The organism is Agromyces binzhouensis (assembly GCF_042672355.1).
GTDB classification, from domain to species: domain Bacteria; phylum Actinomycetota; class Actinomycetes; order Actinomycetales; family Microbacteriaceae; genus Agromyces; species Agromyces binzhouensis.
Genome location: NZ_JBHXVJ010000001.1, coordinates 61,616 through 74,604 on the forward strand (window position 1 = coordinate 61,616; position 12,989 = coordinate 74,604).

Sequence of the window (12,989 nt, forward strand, 5' to 3'; positions counted from 1 at the left end):
CTTCGATAGGGGTGAGGCGTGGATGGAGCGGATGGGTGTTCGGGACTCGGAGCGGGCGTCGCGGGCCTCACTTGATACCGGTGTTCGCGACCCCCTGGATGACGTACTTCTGGGCGAAGAGGTAGATGGCGAGCATCGGGAGGATGCTCACGACGGAGCCGGCCATGACGATGTCCCACTGCGTCGTGTACTGGCCCTGCAGTCCGGCCAGGGCGACGGGCAGCGTCTGCAGCTCGGGCGAGCGCAGCACGACGAGGGGCCACAGGAAGCTGTTCCAGCTGCCCATGAACGCGAACACCGCGAGGGTCGCGAGCGCCGGCCTGATGTTGGGCAGGATCACCGTCCAGAAGATCCGGAAGTGGCCGGCGCCGTCGAGCGCCGCGGCCTCGTCGAGCTCGACGGGCACCTGGTTCATCGCCTGCCGGAGCAGGAACACCCCGAAGGCGGCCGCGAGCGTCGGCAGCAGGGCCCCCAGGTAGGTGTCGACGAGCCCCCAGGCGCGCAGCTCGGCGAACAGCGGCACGACGAGCACCTGCAGCGGGATCATCATCGTCGCGAGGTAGATGCCGAAGACGACCGTGCGCCCGCGGAACGGCAGGCGGCTGAACGCGTAGGCCGCGGTCGCGCTCGTGAAGAGCTGCGCGAGCGTCGTCACGGTGGCGAGCAGCAGGCTGTTGCCGACGACGCGGGCGAACGGCAGGTCGGCGAACAGCCGCTGGTACGCCTCGATGCTCGGGTCGGCCGGGACGATCGACGGGGTCGAGCCCAGGCCGCTGCCGGGGCTCAGCGAGGTCACGACCGTCCAGTAGAACGGGAAGAACATCGCCAGGGCGCCGAGCACCATCACAACGTGCAGCAGCACGCTCCGGGCGAGCGCCGCGCGCGCGGCGTCGGTGCGGTGACGGATGCCTCCGGCCCGTGCCGGCGTCGGTGCGAGGGTCGTCTCAGCCATAGTTCACCCACTTGCGCTGGCCGCGGATCTGGATGACCGTCACGGCGAGGATCACGACGAACAGGAGCCACGAGAGCGCCGACGCCTCGCCTGCCCTGCCGTATCGGAAGGTCAGGTCGTAGATCTGCTGGACGACCACCTGGGTCGCTCCGCCCGGGCCGCCGCCGGTCATCGCGTACACCTGGTCGAACACCTGGAACCCGTTGATGAGCGAGATGACGATCACGAAGAACGTGGCGGGTGAGAGCAGGGGGAGGGTCACCGAGAACAGGCGACGCCACCACCCGGCCCCGTCGACGCGCGCTGCGTCGAGCAGTTCGGGGTCGATGGCCTGCAGGCCCGCGAGCAGGATCACCATGACGAAGCCGAGGTCCTTCCACGCCGAGGCGAGGATGATCGAGGGCATCGCCCAGGCCGGGTCGGTCCACCACCCGGGTCCGTCGATGCCGAACCAGGCGAGCACGCTGTTCACGACGCCGTTCGACGGGTTGAGCAGCCACCGCCAGACGAGCGCGACGACGATCCAGCTCGTGATGACGGGGAGGAAGTACACGCCGCGGAGGATCGTGCGACCGCGCAGCGCCGTGTTCAGCGCGAGGGCGATCGCGAGCCCGCCCACGTAGACGAGCGGCAGGTAGCCGACGATGTAGTACAGCGTGTGGAGGAAGACGTCGGCCGTCTCGGGATCGGTGAGCAGGTCCGCGTAGTTCTCGAGCCCGACCCACTTCGCGGGTGCGAGCAGGTTCCACTCGGTGAGGCTGATCCAGGCGGCGGCGACCATCGGGCCGAGCACGAAGAGGAGGAGCGGCACCGCGCTCGGCAGCAGGAACGCGAGCACCGTGAGGGCGTACCGGACCCGTCGTGCGCGGCGGCCGGCGCCGCGCGGAGGCACGGCGCGCGATGCGGTCGGGCGGGCGTCGGCACCGACCTCCGCGGCGGCCTCGCCGATGAGCGCGGTCATCGGCGCACCACCGGGCCGACGAGCCGTTCGCGGATGAGCCTCCCCTGGTCGCCGGCGGACCCGGCGGAGTCGAACGGCATCGCGAGCACCAGTGCGGCGGCACCCTGCGCCCAGCTCTCGTCCTGCCAGGTCTCGATCTCGACGGGCAGGCTCCGACGGTGCCGGAGCAGGTGCGACCGGAACGCGGGCTCGAACCCCGGCGACCAGTGACGCCATCCGGTCGTGCCCTCGCCGAGGACCACGACGAGGGCCGGGTCGACGGTGTGCACGACGCCGGCGAGCGTGCGCCCGAGCAGCCGCCCGGCCTCGCGGTAGATCCGGATGGCGTCGCCCTCGCCCGCGTCCGCGGCGGCGAGGAGGTCGTCGATGCCGCCGTGCGGCGGGATCGCACCGCGTTCGCGCGCGTCGCGGACCAGCGCGCCCTCGCCGATGTGCGCTTCGAGGCATCCGTCGTTGCCGCAACCGCACCGCGGCCCGTCGTCGGCGACGGGGAAGTGCCCGATCTCGCCGGCCCCGCCGGAGGCGCCCCGCAGCACGTTGCCGTCGACGACGACGCCGGCGCCGACGCCCGTGCCGATCGTGACGACCAGGAAGTTGTCGTGCGAGCGGCCCAGCCCGAACAGGCGTTCCGCGACCGCGAGCGCGTTGACGTTGTTCTCGACGACGACCGGGAGCCCGGTGGCTCGCCGGAGGGCGTCTCCGAGCTCGACCCCGGTCCACCCGAGCTGGGCCGAGTCGACGATGCCGCTCCCGAGGCGGTCGACGCTGCCCGGCACGCCGACGCCGAGGCCGAGCACGGTGGTGCCGTCGCCGGCGGCGATGAAGCCGCGGATGCGTTCGACGAGTTCGGCGATGAACGTGCTGGCGGTCGCGTCGAACGGCTCGCTCGCCGAGCGGACCACCCGCCCGTCGACGCCCACCTCGACGAAGGCCACGTGGTCGGCGACCACCTTGACGCCGATGGCGTGGCCGGCCGAGGTCGCGAGGCCCAGCATCCGCCCCGGGCGTCCGCCGTTGGACGGCGCCTGCTCGAGTTCGACGAGCAGTCCGTCGGCGAGCAGTTCCTTCACGAGCTGCGTGATGAGCGCGGGCGAGAGGGCGAGCACCCGGGCCAGCTCGGCGCGCGACGCGGGGCCGTCGGCGCCGAGCCGCGCGAGGATCGCCGAACGGTTGACGTCGGTTCGGTTGCTGGAGTGGATCGCCATCGATGCCTCTGTGTCCGTGGAGCGGGTCGCGGTGGGGTGTCGTGAGTTAATTTAGAACTAAACAAAGTAGAAAAGCAAGACCCGATATCGCCCGGACACGACGAAGCGCCCCGCACCGGTCCCTCGGTGCGAGGCGCTTCGCGATCGGGCGGCCGCGTTCAGCGGCCTCGGCGGGCGATCAGGATGCCGCCGCCGTGGCGTACGTCGCCTGGGCGACCGAGCCGTAGTACGGCCCGAACATCACGTTCGGGATGTTGTTGTAGCCGAAGCTGTTCACCGAGTTCTGCGCACCGTTGCCGAGGAACCACGGGCCGCCCGAGGAACCGCCGGTCATGTCGCACGGGATGCCCTGCGACTGGGTCTGGCCGTAGGGGTCCGCCGTCGCGGTGCCCGCGCACGACTTCAGCGTCTGGCCGTTGAACGGCGCGGCCGCCGGGTAGCCGAACGCCTCGTACGAGAGCCCGCGGGCCTGGTTGAACGAGATCGCCGTGCCGCCGACCGTCGCCTGCAGGCTCTTGCCGGCGAGCTGACCGACCGTGGCGAAGGCCGTGTCGTACGTGATGTCGCCGCCCCTCGTCCACTGGCGCGGCGCCGTCAGCGACGTCGCGACCCACTGCCCGTACGGCGCCGCACCGTTCTCGTAGGCCGGCACGAACGTCCAGTTCGTGGCGTACTTGCCCTTGCCGGAGTGCACGCAGTGCGCGGCCGTCGCGACCACGCTGCCGTTCGACGAGCTCACCGAGTTGCCCGAGCACACGTAGTTGCGGCCGTTCAGGGTGAAGAACACCTTGCCGATGTTCGACACGGGCGACTCGTTCGCCGCCATCGGCGTGACCTCCGGCGCCGGCGCGGGCTTGCCGTACGTGACCGGTGCGCCGGCGGCGACCCCCGCCGCCGGGGTCGAGGCCGACTTGCCGGCGAGCAGCACGTCGGCCGGGGTGGCCGAGCGCATGCGTTCGGCGGTCCAGTACCCGGCGGCCGCGGTCCGTTCGGCGGCGGGCACGGCGCGCTGGTCGACGCCCGGCGGCACCGAGGGCGGCGCGGCCGACGCGGCGGTCGGCGCGGCGAGGAGCCCGCAGGCGACGAGGGCGGCGCCGGCGAGTGCCGCGCGCAACGAGGTGAGCTTCATGGACGAGCCCTTTCTGAGCAGGCGGCGGCGGTCCCCCCGAACGGTCGCCGCGCCGCGATGATGCGAATGTCGGGAAGCGTGGCACACGTCCCCCGTTCGGGGGGAGAGTCCGACGCATCCTTCGCGGAAATCGAGAACCCGCGGGAGGGATCCGGCAAATCCTCCCCACGTACGACCCGCCCGGGGTAGGTTCGTCGTTTGGCCATCGGAGTCGCCGGGCCGACCTGAAGGCGTCCGCGCACGCGGCCGCTCAGGTGAGCAGCGTCATCCGCACAGCCGGCTCACACGCGCGCGTATGCGAGGATGTATCGTCCAGCTCGGACGCTTCACCACACCTCCCGAGGAGCCATCGCTCGCATGTGCGGCATCGTCGGCATCGTCTCCACCGAGCCCGTCAACCAGCAGATCTACGACAGCCTCCTCCTCCTGCAGCACCGCGGGCAGGACTCGACGGGCATCGCGACGGCCGACGGCCCGATCTTCCACATGCACAAGGCGCGCGGGCAGGTCCGCGAGGCGTTCCGCACGCGCGACATGCGCTCGCTGCTCGGCCGGATGGGCCTCGGGCACGTGCGCTACACGACGAAGGGCGCCGCCGAGCGCGAGGAGGAGGCGCAGCCGTTCTACGTGAACGCGCCGTACGGCATCATCCTCGTGCACAACGGCAACCTCACGAACACGCGCGAGCTGTCCGAGGACCTCTTCCGCATCGACCGCCGCCACGTGAACTCCACGAGCGACACCGAGATGCTGCTCAACGTGCTCGCGACCGAGCTGCAGGGCCAGATCACCGGCCTCGAACTCGACCCCGACCAGGTGTTCAACGCGGTCGCGCAGGTGCACGAGCGCGTCGAGGGTTCGTACGCGGTCATCGCGATGATCGCCGGCCACGGCCTGCTCGCGTTCCGCGACCCGTTCGGTATCCGACCGCTCATCCTCGGCAGGCGCACGACGGAGTCCGGCAAGGACGAGTGGATCGTGGCATCCGAGTCGCTCGTGCTCGAGAACGGCGACTACGAGGTCGTGCGCGACGTCGAGCCCGGCGAGGCCGTCTTCATCACGACCGAGGGCGAGATGATCTCGCGCCAGTGCGCGAGGAACCCGCGCCTCATCCCCTGCTCGTTCGAGTACGTCTACCTCGCGCGCCCCGACTCGATCATGAATGGCATCTCCGTCTACGAGGCGCGCCTGCGCATGGGCGACCGCCTCGCGAACACCATCGCGACGCACATGGACCACGGCGACGTCGACGTGGTCATGCCGATCCCCGACTCGTCGCGGCCCGCCGCGATGCAGGTGGCCCAGAAGCTCGGCATCGAGTACCGCGAGGGCTTCTACAAGAACCGGTACGTCGGCCGCACGTTCATCATGCCCGGGCAGGCCGCGCGCAAGCGCTCGGTCCGGCAGAAGCTGAACGCGATGGGCACCGAGTTCAAGGGCAAGAACGTGCTCATCGTCGACGACTCGATCGTGCGCGGCACGACCTCGAAGCAGATCGTCGAGATGGCGCGTGCCGCCGGCGCGAACAAGGTGACGTTCACGTCGGCCGCGCCGCCCGTGCGCTTCCCGCACGTGTACGGCATCAACATGCCGAGCCGCGCCGAACTCGTCGCGCACGACCGGAAGATCCCCGAGATCGCGCGCGAGCTCGGCGCCGACCACATGATCTACCAGGAGGTCGAGGACCTCCAGGCGGCGATCACCGAGGGGACGTCGATCGACAGCCTCGACCTCTCGTGCTTCACCGGCGAGTACGTGACCGGCACGGTGACGCCCGAGTACCTGGAGTGGGTCGAGCGCACGCAGCTCAGCTGACGCACGGCCCGCCGCTCACAGGCCGCCCTCGGTCGGACCTGCGACGCTGATCGCATGGGCGCGTACGCCGAGTACCTCGGGATCTACGACGCCGACGGCGGTGTGCGGGGCGACCTCGCCTACATCGTCGGCCACCTCCTGGGCACCAGGGAGTGCGCGCTCTGCGACATCACCCACACCTGGCGCCGCAAGCCGGAGTGGGACGCCATGGTGCTCCGCGTCGGGGTGCCGTTCACCCTCCGGCACCGCAACGAGGTGACGGATGCCGCGGCATCCGCCGCCCTCGCGGACGCGGGCCTGCCGGTCGTGCTCGGCCGCGATACGGCGGGCACGTGGCATCCGGTCCTGCGGCGGGCCGCCCTCGAGCGCGCGCACGGCAGCGTCGAGGAGTTCGAGCGGCTGCTGCTCGCCGCCCGAGCGGATCAGGGTTCCGGATCGTCGTCGACGTAGTGCGTCGACTCGTGCTCGGCGACGGCCGTGCCGCGGCGCTTCGCGAGCACGCGATCGATGACGAGCGCGGTGACGCCCCCGAGCGCGAGCCCGCCCGCGCCGCACCACAGCAGCAGGAAGCCGAACACCTGCCCGCGGTCGAACTGGTCGCTCTCGGGGAACGCGAACGTGAGGATCAGCGCGACCAGCACGCCGAGCGCGGCGCCGAGCAGGAGGAAGCTGCCGTAGCGCGGTGACCGGCGCACGGTCACGGCGTCGCTCGTCACGTCGGTCTCGAGGCGCTCGCCTGCCTCGGGGTCGAGGTCCATGCGCTCGACCTTGGGGCGTGCGTCCTCGCCGGGTGCGCCCTCGTCCGCCGAGGCCGCGTGCTCGACGGACGCCCCGGGGCCGGCCGAACCGTCGGCGGCGACGGATGCCTCCGGCTGGACGGGCGACGCCCCGCCCGCGTCGGCGCCCGTGGCGGTCGCGTCGGACCCCGCCGGCTCGGCGGGATCGGTGGGCTCGGGACGGGTCGCATCGCTCACCCGTCCATTCTCCCGCACGGCGCGCGTCAGCCGAGCCGCGCGGCGTCGATGACGGGCACCACGTCCTCGAGGTCGGCGCGCTGACCCGAGGCGTGGACCGACCCCGACGAGCGGGCGTCGCCCCACGCGAGCGTGCCCGTGGCGAGGCCCAGCCAGGTCGCGGCATCCGTCTCGACGACGTTCGGCGGCGTGCCGCGCGTGTGCCGCGGTCCCTCGATGCACTGCACCGCCCCGAACGGCGGCACGCGCACCTCGACGGTCCCGCCGGGCGCGCGTTCGGCGAGCAGTTGCAGGGTGTATCTCACCGCGAGCGCCAGCGTGTTCCGGTCGACGGATGCCGCGGCATCCGCCCGCACCACCGACGCGACCGCGTCGCGCCCCTCGACGTCTCCGATCCTCCGCGGCATCCCCCCATCCTCCCGCACGCCCACGGGCATCGCGAGGGGGTCCGGTAGCCTGAGCGGGTGAGAATCCTCGTCCTCGGTTCGGGCGCGCGCGAGCACGCCATCATCCTCGCCCTGCTCGACGAGGAGGCCGGCCACGAGATCGTGGCGGCGCCCGGCAACGCGGGGATCGCCGCGTCCCCCACCTCCTCGGCGCGTGGCAGCGTCGAGACCATCGCACTCGACCCGACCGACCCCGTGATCGTCGCCGACTACGCGATGGACAACGACATCGAGCTCGTCGTCGTCGGCCCCGAGGCGCCGCTCGTCGCGGGCGTCGCCGACGCCCTGCGGACGCGCGGGATCGCGGTGTTCGGCCCGGCCAGGGCCGCCGCCGCGCTCGAGGGGTCGAAGACGTTCGCCAAGCGCATCATGGAGTCGGCCGGCGTGCCCACGGGTCGCGCGAGCCTCGTCGACTCGCTGCCGAAGGTGACCGAGGTCCTCGACGAGTTCGGCGCCCCCTACGTCGTGAAGGCCGACGGACTCGCCGCCGGCAAGGGCGTGCTCGTCACCGAGGACCGCGAGGCGGCGCTCGCGCACGCCGCGCACTACCTGCAGCAGGGTCCCGTGCTGGTCGAGGAGTTCCTCGACGGCCAGGAGGTCTCGCTCTTCCTGCTCTCCGACGGCACCAACGTGCTGCCGCTGTCGCCGGCCCAGGACTACAAGCGCCTGCGCGACGGCGACGAGGGCCCGAACACCGGCGGCATGGGCGCGTACTCGCCGCTGCCGTGGCTGGACGAGCGGTTCGGCAGCGAGGAGGCCTTCGTCGACGAGGTCATCGAGACGATCGCGCTGCCGACCGTGAAGCAGCTGGCCGAGGAGCAGACCCCGTTCATCGGGCTGCTCTACGCGGGGCTCATCCTGACCAGCCGGGGCATCCGCGTCATCGAGTTCAACGCGCGCTTCGGCGATCCGGAGACGCAGGTCGTGCTGCCCCGGCTGGCGACGCCGCTCTCCGGCCTGCTGTTCGCCGCTGCGACCGGCAGGCTCGGCGAGCTGCCGCGGCCCGAGTTCCGCGCCGACGCGGCCGTCACGGTCGTGCTCGCGAGCGAGGGTTACCCCGAGTCCCCCGAGACCGGGCGACGGCTCGACGGCCTCGACGCCGCGGCATCCGTGCCCGGCGTGCACCTCGCGCACGCCGCCACCGCGGTCGGGTCGACCGCCGACGACGCCGAGCCGCACCTCATCGCGACGGGCGGCCGCGTGCTCAACGTCGTCGCGGTCGGCGACGACTTCGCGGAGGCGCGACGCCGCGCGTACGAGGCGATCGGACAGCTCCGACTCGACGGCGGGCAGTACCGCACCGACATCGCCGCACGCGTCGCGGACTGAGCAGGGCGCCGCGCCCGGGCCGGGCGCAGGCGTCGTGACGAGAAGGAGACAGCATGACCCACGTGACCGACCTCGCCGGCTGGACCCTCGTCTACTCGGGCAAGGTGCGCGACCTGTACGTGCCGACCGACCTGATGACCGACGACGACACCTGGACGGGCGACCCCCTGAAGCTGTCGCCCGTCGCCCTCGTCGTCGCGAGCGACCGGGTGAGTGCGTTCGACGAGATCCTCGAGCCCGAGATCCCGGGCAAGGGGGCGCTGCTCACCTCCCTCACGCGCTGGTGGTTCGACCGGCTGCCCGAGGTTCCGAACCACCTCGCCTACGCCGAGGACGACCGCTACCGCGACCTGCCGGCGATCCCGGCCGCGGTCGCCGACCGCGCGATGCTCTGCCGCACGCTCGACATGTTCCCGATCGAGTGCGTCGTTCGCGGCTACCTCACGGGCAGCGGATACGCGGAGTACGTCGCGACCGGCGGCATCGGCGGACTGCCGCTCCCCGAGGGCCTCCAGGACGGCGACCGGCTCCCCGAGCCCGTGTACACGCCCGCGTGGAAGGCGCCGCTCGGCCAGCACGACGAGAACATCTCGTACGAGCGGACCGTCGAGCTCGTCGGCGAGACCGTCGCGGAGCAGCTCCGCGCGATCTCGCTCGCGGTCTTCGAGCACGCCTCCGAGGTCGCCGAGGAGCGCGGGCTGATCCTCGCCGACACGAAGTTCGAGTTCGGCGCCGACCGCGAGCTCGGCATCGTGACGCTCGCCGACGAGGTGCTGACGAGCGACTCGAGCCGGTACTGGGACCTGGAGGCGTACCTGACCGGTGCGACGCCCGAGATCCGCATGGCGAGCTTCGACAAGCAGATCGTGCGCGACTGGCTCGCCGCGAACTGGGACCGGTCCGCGCAGGCCGCGCCCCCGACCCTGCCGGCGGAGGTCGTCGAGCAGACGGCCGAGCGCTACCGTGCGCTCGTGGAGCGGCTCACGCTCGGGCTCTGAGCCGGGTCGGGGGTCGGCCGGCTCGCGCCGTCCCCGCCGCGGGGGAATAGTCGTCGAGGGGACGTGGTTGAAATAGTTGTGCCTACAACTGATTCGGGCCGCTCATCCGGCGCCGCCCACGATCGACTCGCCGCCGACACGGCGATGGGTCCGGTGACCCTGCGCGTCGCCGACCTCGACGCCATGATCCGGTACTACCGCGACGGCGTGACGCTCGAGCTCCTGAGCCACGACGGGCCGGTCGCCGTGCTCGGGCGCGGCGGCGTGCCCGCCATGATCCTCCAGCACGCACCCGAGCTGAGGCACGCGTCGCCGCGCAGCGCCGGGCTGTTCCACACCGCGATCCTCTTCGACACCAGGGAGGCGCTCGCGACCGCCCTCCTGTCGGTCGCGACGAAGCACCCCGGCACCTTCACCGGCAGCGCCGACCACCTCGTGAGCGAGGCGTTCTACTTCGACGACCCCGAGGGCAACGGAGTGGAGCTCTACTTCGACCGCGACCGCTCGACGTGGAGCTGGACGCACGGCACGGTCGAGATGGCCACGATCTTCCTCGACCCCAACGGGTACCTGCGCGAGCACCTCACCGAGCGGGGGGCGGATGCCGCGGCCGCGGGCACCGGCCTCGGCAACGCCGGGGTCGGGCACGTGCACCTCTCCGTGGGCGACGTCGCGAGCGCGCGCGAGTTCTACGTGGACCGCCTGGGCTTCGACCAGACCGCGACCTACGGTGACCAAGCGCTCTTCGTCAGCGCAGGCGGCTACCACCACCACATGGCCATGAACACGTGGAAGAGCCTCGGCGCGGGGCGCCGACAGCTCGCGCTCGGCCTCGGCAAGGTCGAGATCCTGGTGCCGACCGAGGACGACCTCGGCGAACTGGGCGAGCGGATGGCGCACTTCCGCGTCCCGTCCCGAGACGACGGGCGCACGATCGCGTTCGACGACCCGTGGGCGAACGTCGTCGAGGTACGCGCGGCGGAGTAGCGGCCGACCGGCCGACCGGCCGCGGCAGGCTCTCAGTCCTCGGCGCGCTTCCGGTGCGACATGTCGTGGAACTCGCCGAAGTCGAGCGCGGCGCCCGGCAGCTCGTTCGCATCGGGCCGTGCGCGGAGCCCGTCGAGCACCACGGCCAGCTGGCGTCGCCAGAACGGCAGGTAGGCGCCGCCGTACTGGCCGAGCGAACCGAGCATGTCGACGAGCACGCTGATGTCGACCGCGGTGACGTCGGGGCGAAGGACTCCCTCGGCCTGGGCCCGCGCGACGATGCCGTCGGCCATCGCCTGCAGTTCGGTCCCCGGACGGTGGTCGGGGTCGAGCTCGGCCACGCGACGCATGACGGCAGGCAGGTACGGGCGCTCGATGAGCCAGGCGGACAGGGCCTCGAGCCAGATCTCGATCGCGTGCCATCCGCTCTCGGCCTGGCTGATCTTCGCCGTGAAGGCACGCAGGTCGTCGACGCCCGTGTCGTAGAGCTCCCGGATCAGCGCGTCGCGCGTCGGGAAGTGGCGGTAGACGGTGCCGGCCCCCACCCCCGCGCGGGTGGCGAGCTCATCCAGCGGCGCATCGATGCCGCGTTCGGCGAACAGGCGCCGGGCCTCGACGAGCAGGCGCTCATGGTTGCGGCGGGCGTCCCGACGCGACGACACGGTCGTGGTCACGACACCAGCGTACGCCCGCGACCCCGCCGGGTGTCCGGATCGGATAGTATTCGGAGCGTCTACTCCGCTTTCCCTAGTGCGGGAGACATGCGCCCACTCGGGGGAGGGGCGTCGGTGCGGCGGGCACGGGGTGGATGCCTGCTCTGGGGGATGCCCGCCGCACCCACTTCGGGTCCGAGTCACGCCCGGGAGCCGCCACCCCGTCCGGTTCGCTATTCGAGCGTCTCGAGGTGCACCTCGACCGGCTCTCCCGCCTCGATGCCCTCGGCCTCGCGCACGGCGCGCTTCAGCGGGAGCGCGTAGCGCTCCTTCCCCGGGAAGATCGAGGTCCGCCACGTCGTGCCGCCGATCGTCGCCGAGACCCGCACCGACCCGAACCCGCGCGGCATGCGCGGTCGGTCGCGGATCTCCTCGGAGAGCTCGCCGGGCACGTCGACGAAGAACCACGAATCGGCGGCGCGCTCCTCCCAGCGGTAGACGACCGCCGTGAACCGGTACTCCTCGCGCATGCGACCGACCCTACGCCCGATCCCGACGACGTCGCGCAGCCGTCCGGGTCCCCGGACGACGGCGTTCCCGGGGCCCTGACGGGCGCATCGGCCCGGTGGCTAGGCTGGCGGCGTGGCAGCATCGAACGACGACCGAGCGGTCGAGGCGGACGAACGGGGCGTCGAGGCCAACACGCGACGCATCGAGGCATCCGTCGTCACCGACTTCAGCGACCGCATGAGCTACGGCGGCTACCTCGACCTCGACACGCTGCTCGCCGCACAGCGGCCCATCTCGCGGCCCGAGCACCACGACGAGCTGCTGTTCATCATCCAGCACCAGACCACCGAGCTCTGGCTGAAGCTCGTCCTGCACGAGCTCGAGTCGGCGTGCGAGTTCATGCGCGCCGACGACCTCCCGCCGGCGCTCAAGTGCATCGCGCGAGTGAAGCACATCCAGAAGACCCTCACCGAGCAGTGGTCGGTGCTCGCGACGCTCACCCCGAGCGAGTACGCGCAGTTCCGCGGCGTGCTCGGCAACGCGTCCGGCTTCCAGTCGTACCAGTACCGCGCGGTCGAGTTCACGCTGGGCAACAAGAACGCGAAGATGCTGCAGGTCTTCGAGGCGGACGCCGCGGCGAGCGCGATCGTGCGACGCGCCCTCGAGTCGCCGAGCCTGTACGACGAGTTCCTGCGCCTGCTCGCCCGCGCCGGATACGACATCCCGGCCGACGTGCTCGACCGGGACGTCACGAAGGCCTGGACCTTCCACGACGACCTCGTGCCCGTGTTCGCGGCGATCTACGCCGACCCGGAGCACAACTGGGCCGCCTACGAGACGTGCGAGGAACTCGTCGACCTCGAGGACAACTTCCAGCTCTGGCGGTTCCGGCACCTGAAGACCGTCGAGCGCATCATCGGGTCGAAGACGGGCACCGGCGGTTCGAGCGGTGCGCCGTTCCTCAGGCGCGCGCTCGAGCTCACCTTCTTCCCCGAGCTGTACGCGGTCCGCACCGAGATCCCGGGGTGAG

At 71.7% G+C, this 12,989-nt stretch carries 14 protein-coding genes; 6 read left to right on the forward strand and 8 right to left on the reverse strand.

From position 1 onward, the window contains the following. Positions 1–67 precede the first annotated feature (67 nt). The 4 genes from ACFVHK_RS00335 to ACFVHK_RS00350 all read right to left on the reverse strand — a co-directional run bounded on the left by ACFVHK_RS00335 (position 68) and on the right by ACFVHK_RS00350 (position 4,247). Positions 68–952: a carbohydrate ABC transporter permease gene (locus ACFVHK_RS00335; RefSeq protein ID WP_376927077.1), complete on the reverse strand. Its 885-nt coding sequence runs from the start codon at positions 950–952 to the stop codon at positions 68–70. Beyond that, entirely contained in the window at positions 945–1,913 is a 969-nt protein-coding gene (locus tag ACFVHK_RS00340) for a carbohydrate ABC transporter permease (RefSeq protein WP_376927078.1), read from the reverse strand. The genes ACFVHK_RS00335 and ACFVHK_RS00340 overlap by 8 nt, the downstream gene beginning before the upstream one ends. Continuing rightward, entirely contained in the window at positions 1,910–3,118 is a 1,209-nt protein-coding gene (locus ACFVHK_RS00345; protein ID WP_129235808.1) for an ROK family transcriptional regulator, read from the reverse strand. Before ACFVHK_RS00345 ends, ACFVHK_RS00340 begins: the two co-directional genes overlap by 4 nt. A 178-nt stretch (positions 3,119–3,296) precedes the next feature. Continuing rightward, the gene (locus ACFVHK_RS00350; protein WP_376927079.1) at positions 3,297–4,247 is read right to left on the reverse strand and encodes a trypsin-like serine peptidase; all 951 of its coding nucleotides are present in this window, start codon (positions 4,245–4,247) and stop codon (positions 3,297–3,299) included. Positions 4,248–4,604: 357 nt separating this feature from the next. Between ACFVHK_RS00350 and purF the strand changes: the two genes are divergently transcribed. Both purF and ACFVHK_RS00360 read left to right on the forward strand, forming a co-directional pair. Continuing rightward, positions 4,605–6,062: an amidophosphoribosyltransferase gene (purF, locus tag ACFVHK_RS00355; RefSeq protein WP_376927080.1), complete on the forward strand. Its 1,458-nt coding sequence runs from the start codon at positions 4,605–4,607 to the stop codon at positions 6,060–6,062. A 54-nt stretch (positions 6,063–6,116) separates the two neighbouring features. Continuing rightward, complete coding sequence (locus ACFVHK_RS00360) at positions 6,117–6,512, forward strand: hypothetical protein (protein WP_376927081.1); 396 nt, start codon at positions 6,117–6,119, stop codon at positions 6,510–6,512. On the opposite strand, the gene ACFVHK_RS00365 is transcribed toward ACFVHK_RS00360, so the two are convergent. Beyond that, positions 6,485–7,036 carry a hypothetical protein gene (locus ACFVHK_RS00365; RefSeq protein WP_376927082.1) on the reverse strand — a complete coding sequence of 184 codons (552 nt, stop codon included), beginning with the start codon at positions 7,034–7,036 and terminating at the stop codon, positions 6,485–6,487. The two genes, ACFVHK_RS00360 and ACFVHK_RS00365, sit on opposite strands and share 28 nt — an antisense overlap. A 26-nt stretch (positions 7,037–7,062) precedes the next feature. Further along, on the reverse strand, positions 7,063–7,443 hold the full coding sequence (locus ACFVHK_RS00370) for a sterol carrier family protein (RefSeq protein ID WP_376927083.1): 381 nt from the start codon (positions 7,441–7,443) through the stop codon (positions 7,063–7,065). Between the two features lie 57 nt (positions 7,444–7,500). Here ACFVHK_RS00370 and purD point away from each other — a divergent pair, with 57 nt between their 5' ends. The 3 genes from purD to ACFVHK_RS00385 all read left to right on the forward strand — a co-directional run bounded on the left by purD (position 7,501) and on the right by ACFVHK_RS00385 (position 10,796). After that, positions 7,501–8,811 (forward strand): phosphoribosylamine--glycine ligase, encoded by a 1,311-nt coding sequence (gene purD / locus ACFVHK_RS00375; RefSeq protein WP_376927084.1) that lies wholly within the window; start codon positions 7,501–7,503, stop codon positions 8,809–8,811. Positions 8,812–8,864: 53 nt separating this feature from the next. Then, entirely contained in the window at positions 8,865–9,809 is a 945-nt protein-coding gene (locus ACFVHK_RS00380) for a phosphoribosylaminoimidazolesuccinocarboxamide synthase (RefSeq protein WP_376927085.1), read from the forward strand. A 144-nt stretch (positions 9,810–9,953) separates the two neighbouring features. Then, positions 9,954–10,796, forward strand: coding sequence for a VOC family protein (locus ACFVHK_RS00385; RefSeq protein WP_376927086.1), 843 nt, complete (start codon positions 9,954–9,956; stop codon positions 10,794–10,796). Positions 10,797–10,828: 32 nt separating this feature from the next. On the opposite strand, the gene ACFVHK_RS00390 is transcribed toward ACFVHK_RS00385, so the two are convergent. Together ACFVHK_RS00390 and ACFVHK_RS00395 are read right to left on the reverse strand one after the other, a co-directional pair. Continuing rightward, positions 10,829–11,470 (reverse strand): TetR/AcrR family transcriptional regulator, encoded by a 642-nt coding sequence (locus ACFVHK_RS00390; protein ID WP_376927087.1) that lies wholly within the window; start codon positions 11,468–11,470, stop codon positions 10,829–10,831. 212 nt (positions 11,471–11,682) lie between these two features. Next, positions 11,683–11,979 carry a DUF1905 domain-containing protein gene (locus tag ACFVHK_RS00395; RefSeq protein WP_129234485.1) on the reverse strand — a complete coding sequence of 99 codons (297 nt, stop codon included), beginning with the start codon at positions 11,977–11,979 and terminating at the stop codon, positions 11,683–11,685. A gap of 112 nt (positions 11,980–12,091) precedes the next feature. Here ACFVHK_RS00395 and kynA point away from each other — a divergent pair, with 112 nt between their 5' ends. Next, complete coding sequence (gene kynA, locus ACFVHK_RS00400; protein ID WP_376927088.1) at positions 12,092–12,988, forward strand: tryptophan 2,3-dioxygenase; 897 nt, start codon at positions 12,092–12,094, stop codon at positions 12,986–12,988. Position 12,989 lies beyond the last annotated feature (1 nt).

Coding starts and splice junctions, on each gene's coding strand:
- ACFVHK_RS00335 (WP_376927077.1), bottom strand. CDS start 952: ATGGCTGAGACGACCCTCGCACCGACGCCGGCACGGGCCGGAGGCATC.
- ACFVHK_RS00340 (WP_376927078.1), bottom strand. CDS start 1,913: ATGACCGCGCTCATCGGCGAGGCCGCCGCGGAGGTCGGTGCCGACGCC.
- ACFVHK_RS00345 (WP_129235808.1), bottom strand. CDS start 3,118: ATGGCGATCCACTCCAGCAACCGAACCGACGTCAACCGTTCGGCGATC.
- ACFVHK_RS00350 (WP_376927079.1), bottom strand. CDS start 4,247: ATGAAGCTCACCTCGTTGCGCGCGGCACTCGCCGGCGCCGCCCTCGTC.
- purF (WP_376927080.1), top strand. CDS start 4,605: ATGTGCGGCATCGTCGGCATCGTCTCCACCGAGCCCGTCAACCAGCAG.
- ACFVHK_RS00360 (WP_376927081.1), top strand. CDS start 6,117: ATGGGCGCGTACGCCGAGTACCTCGGGATCTACGACGCCGACGGCGGT.
- ACFVHK_RS00370 (WP_376927083.1), bottom strand. CDS start 7,443: ATGCCGCGGAGGATCGGAGACGTCGAGGGGCGCGACGCGGTCGCGTCG.
- ACFVHK_RS00380 (WP_376927085.1), top strand. CDS start 8,865: ATGACCCACGTGACCGACCTCGCCGGCTGGACCCTCGTCTACTCGGGC.
- ACFVHK_RS00385 (WP_376927086.1), top strand. CDS start 9,954: ATGGGTCCGGTGACCCTGCGCGTCGCCGACCTCGACGCCATGATCCGG.
- ACFVHK_RS00395 (WP_129234485.1), bottom strand. CDS start 11,979: ATGCGCGAGGAGTACCGGTTCACGGCGGTCGTCTACCGCTGGGAGGAG.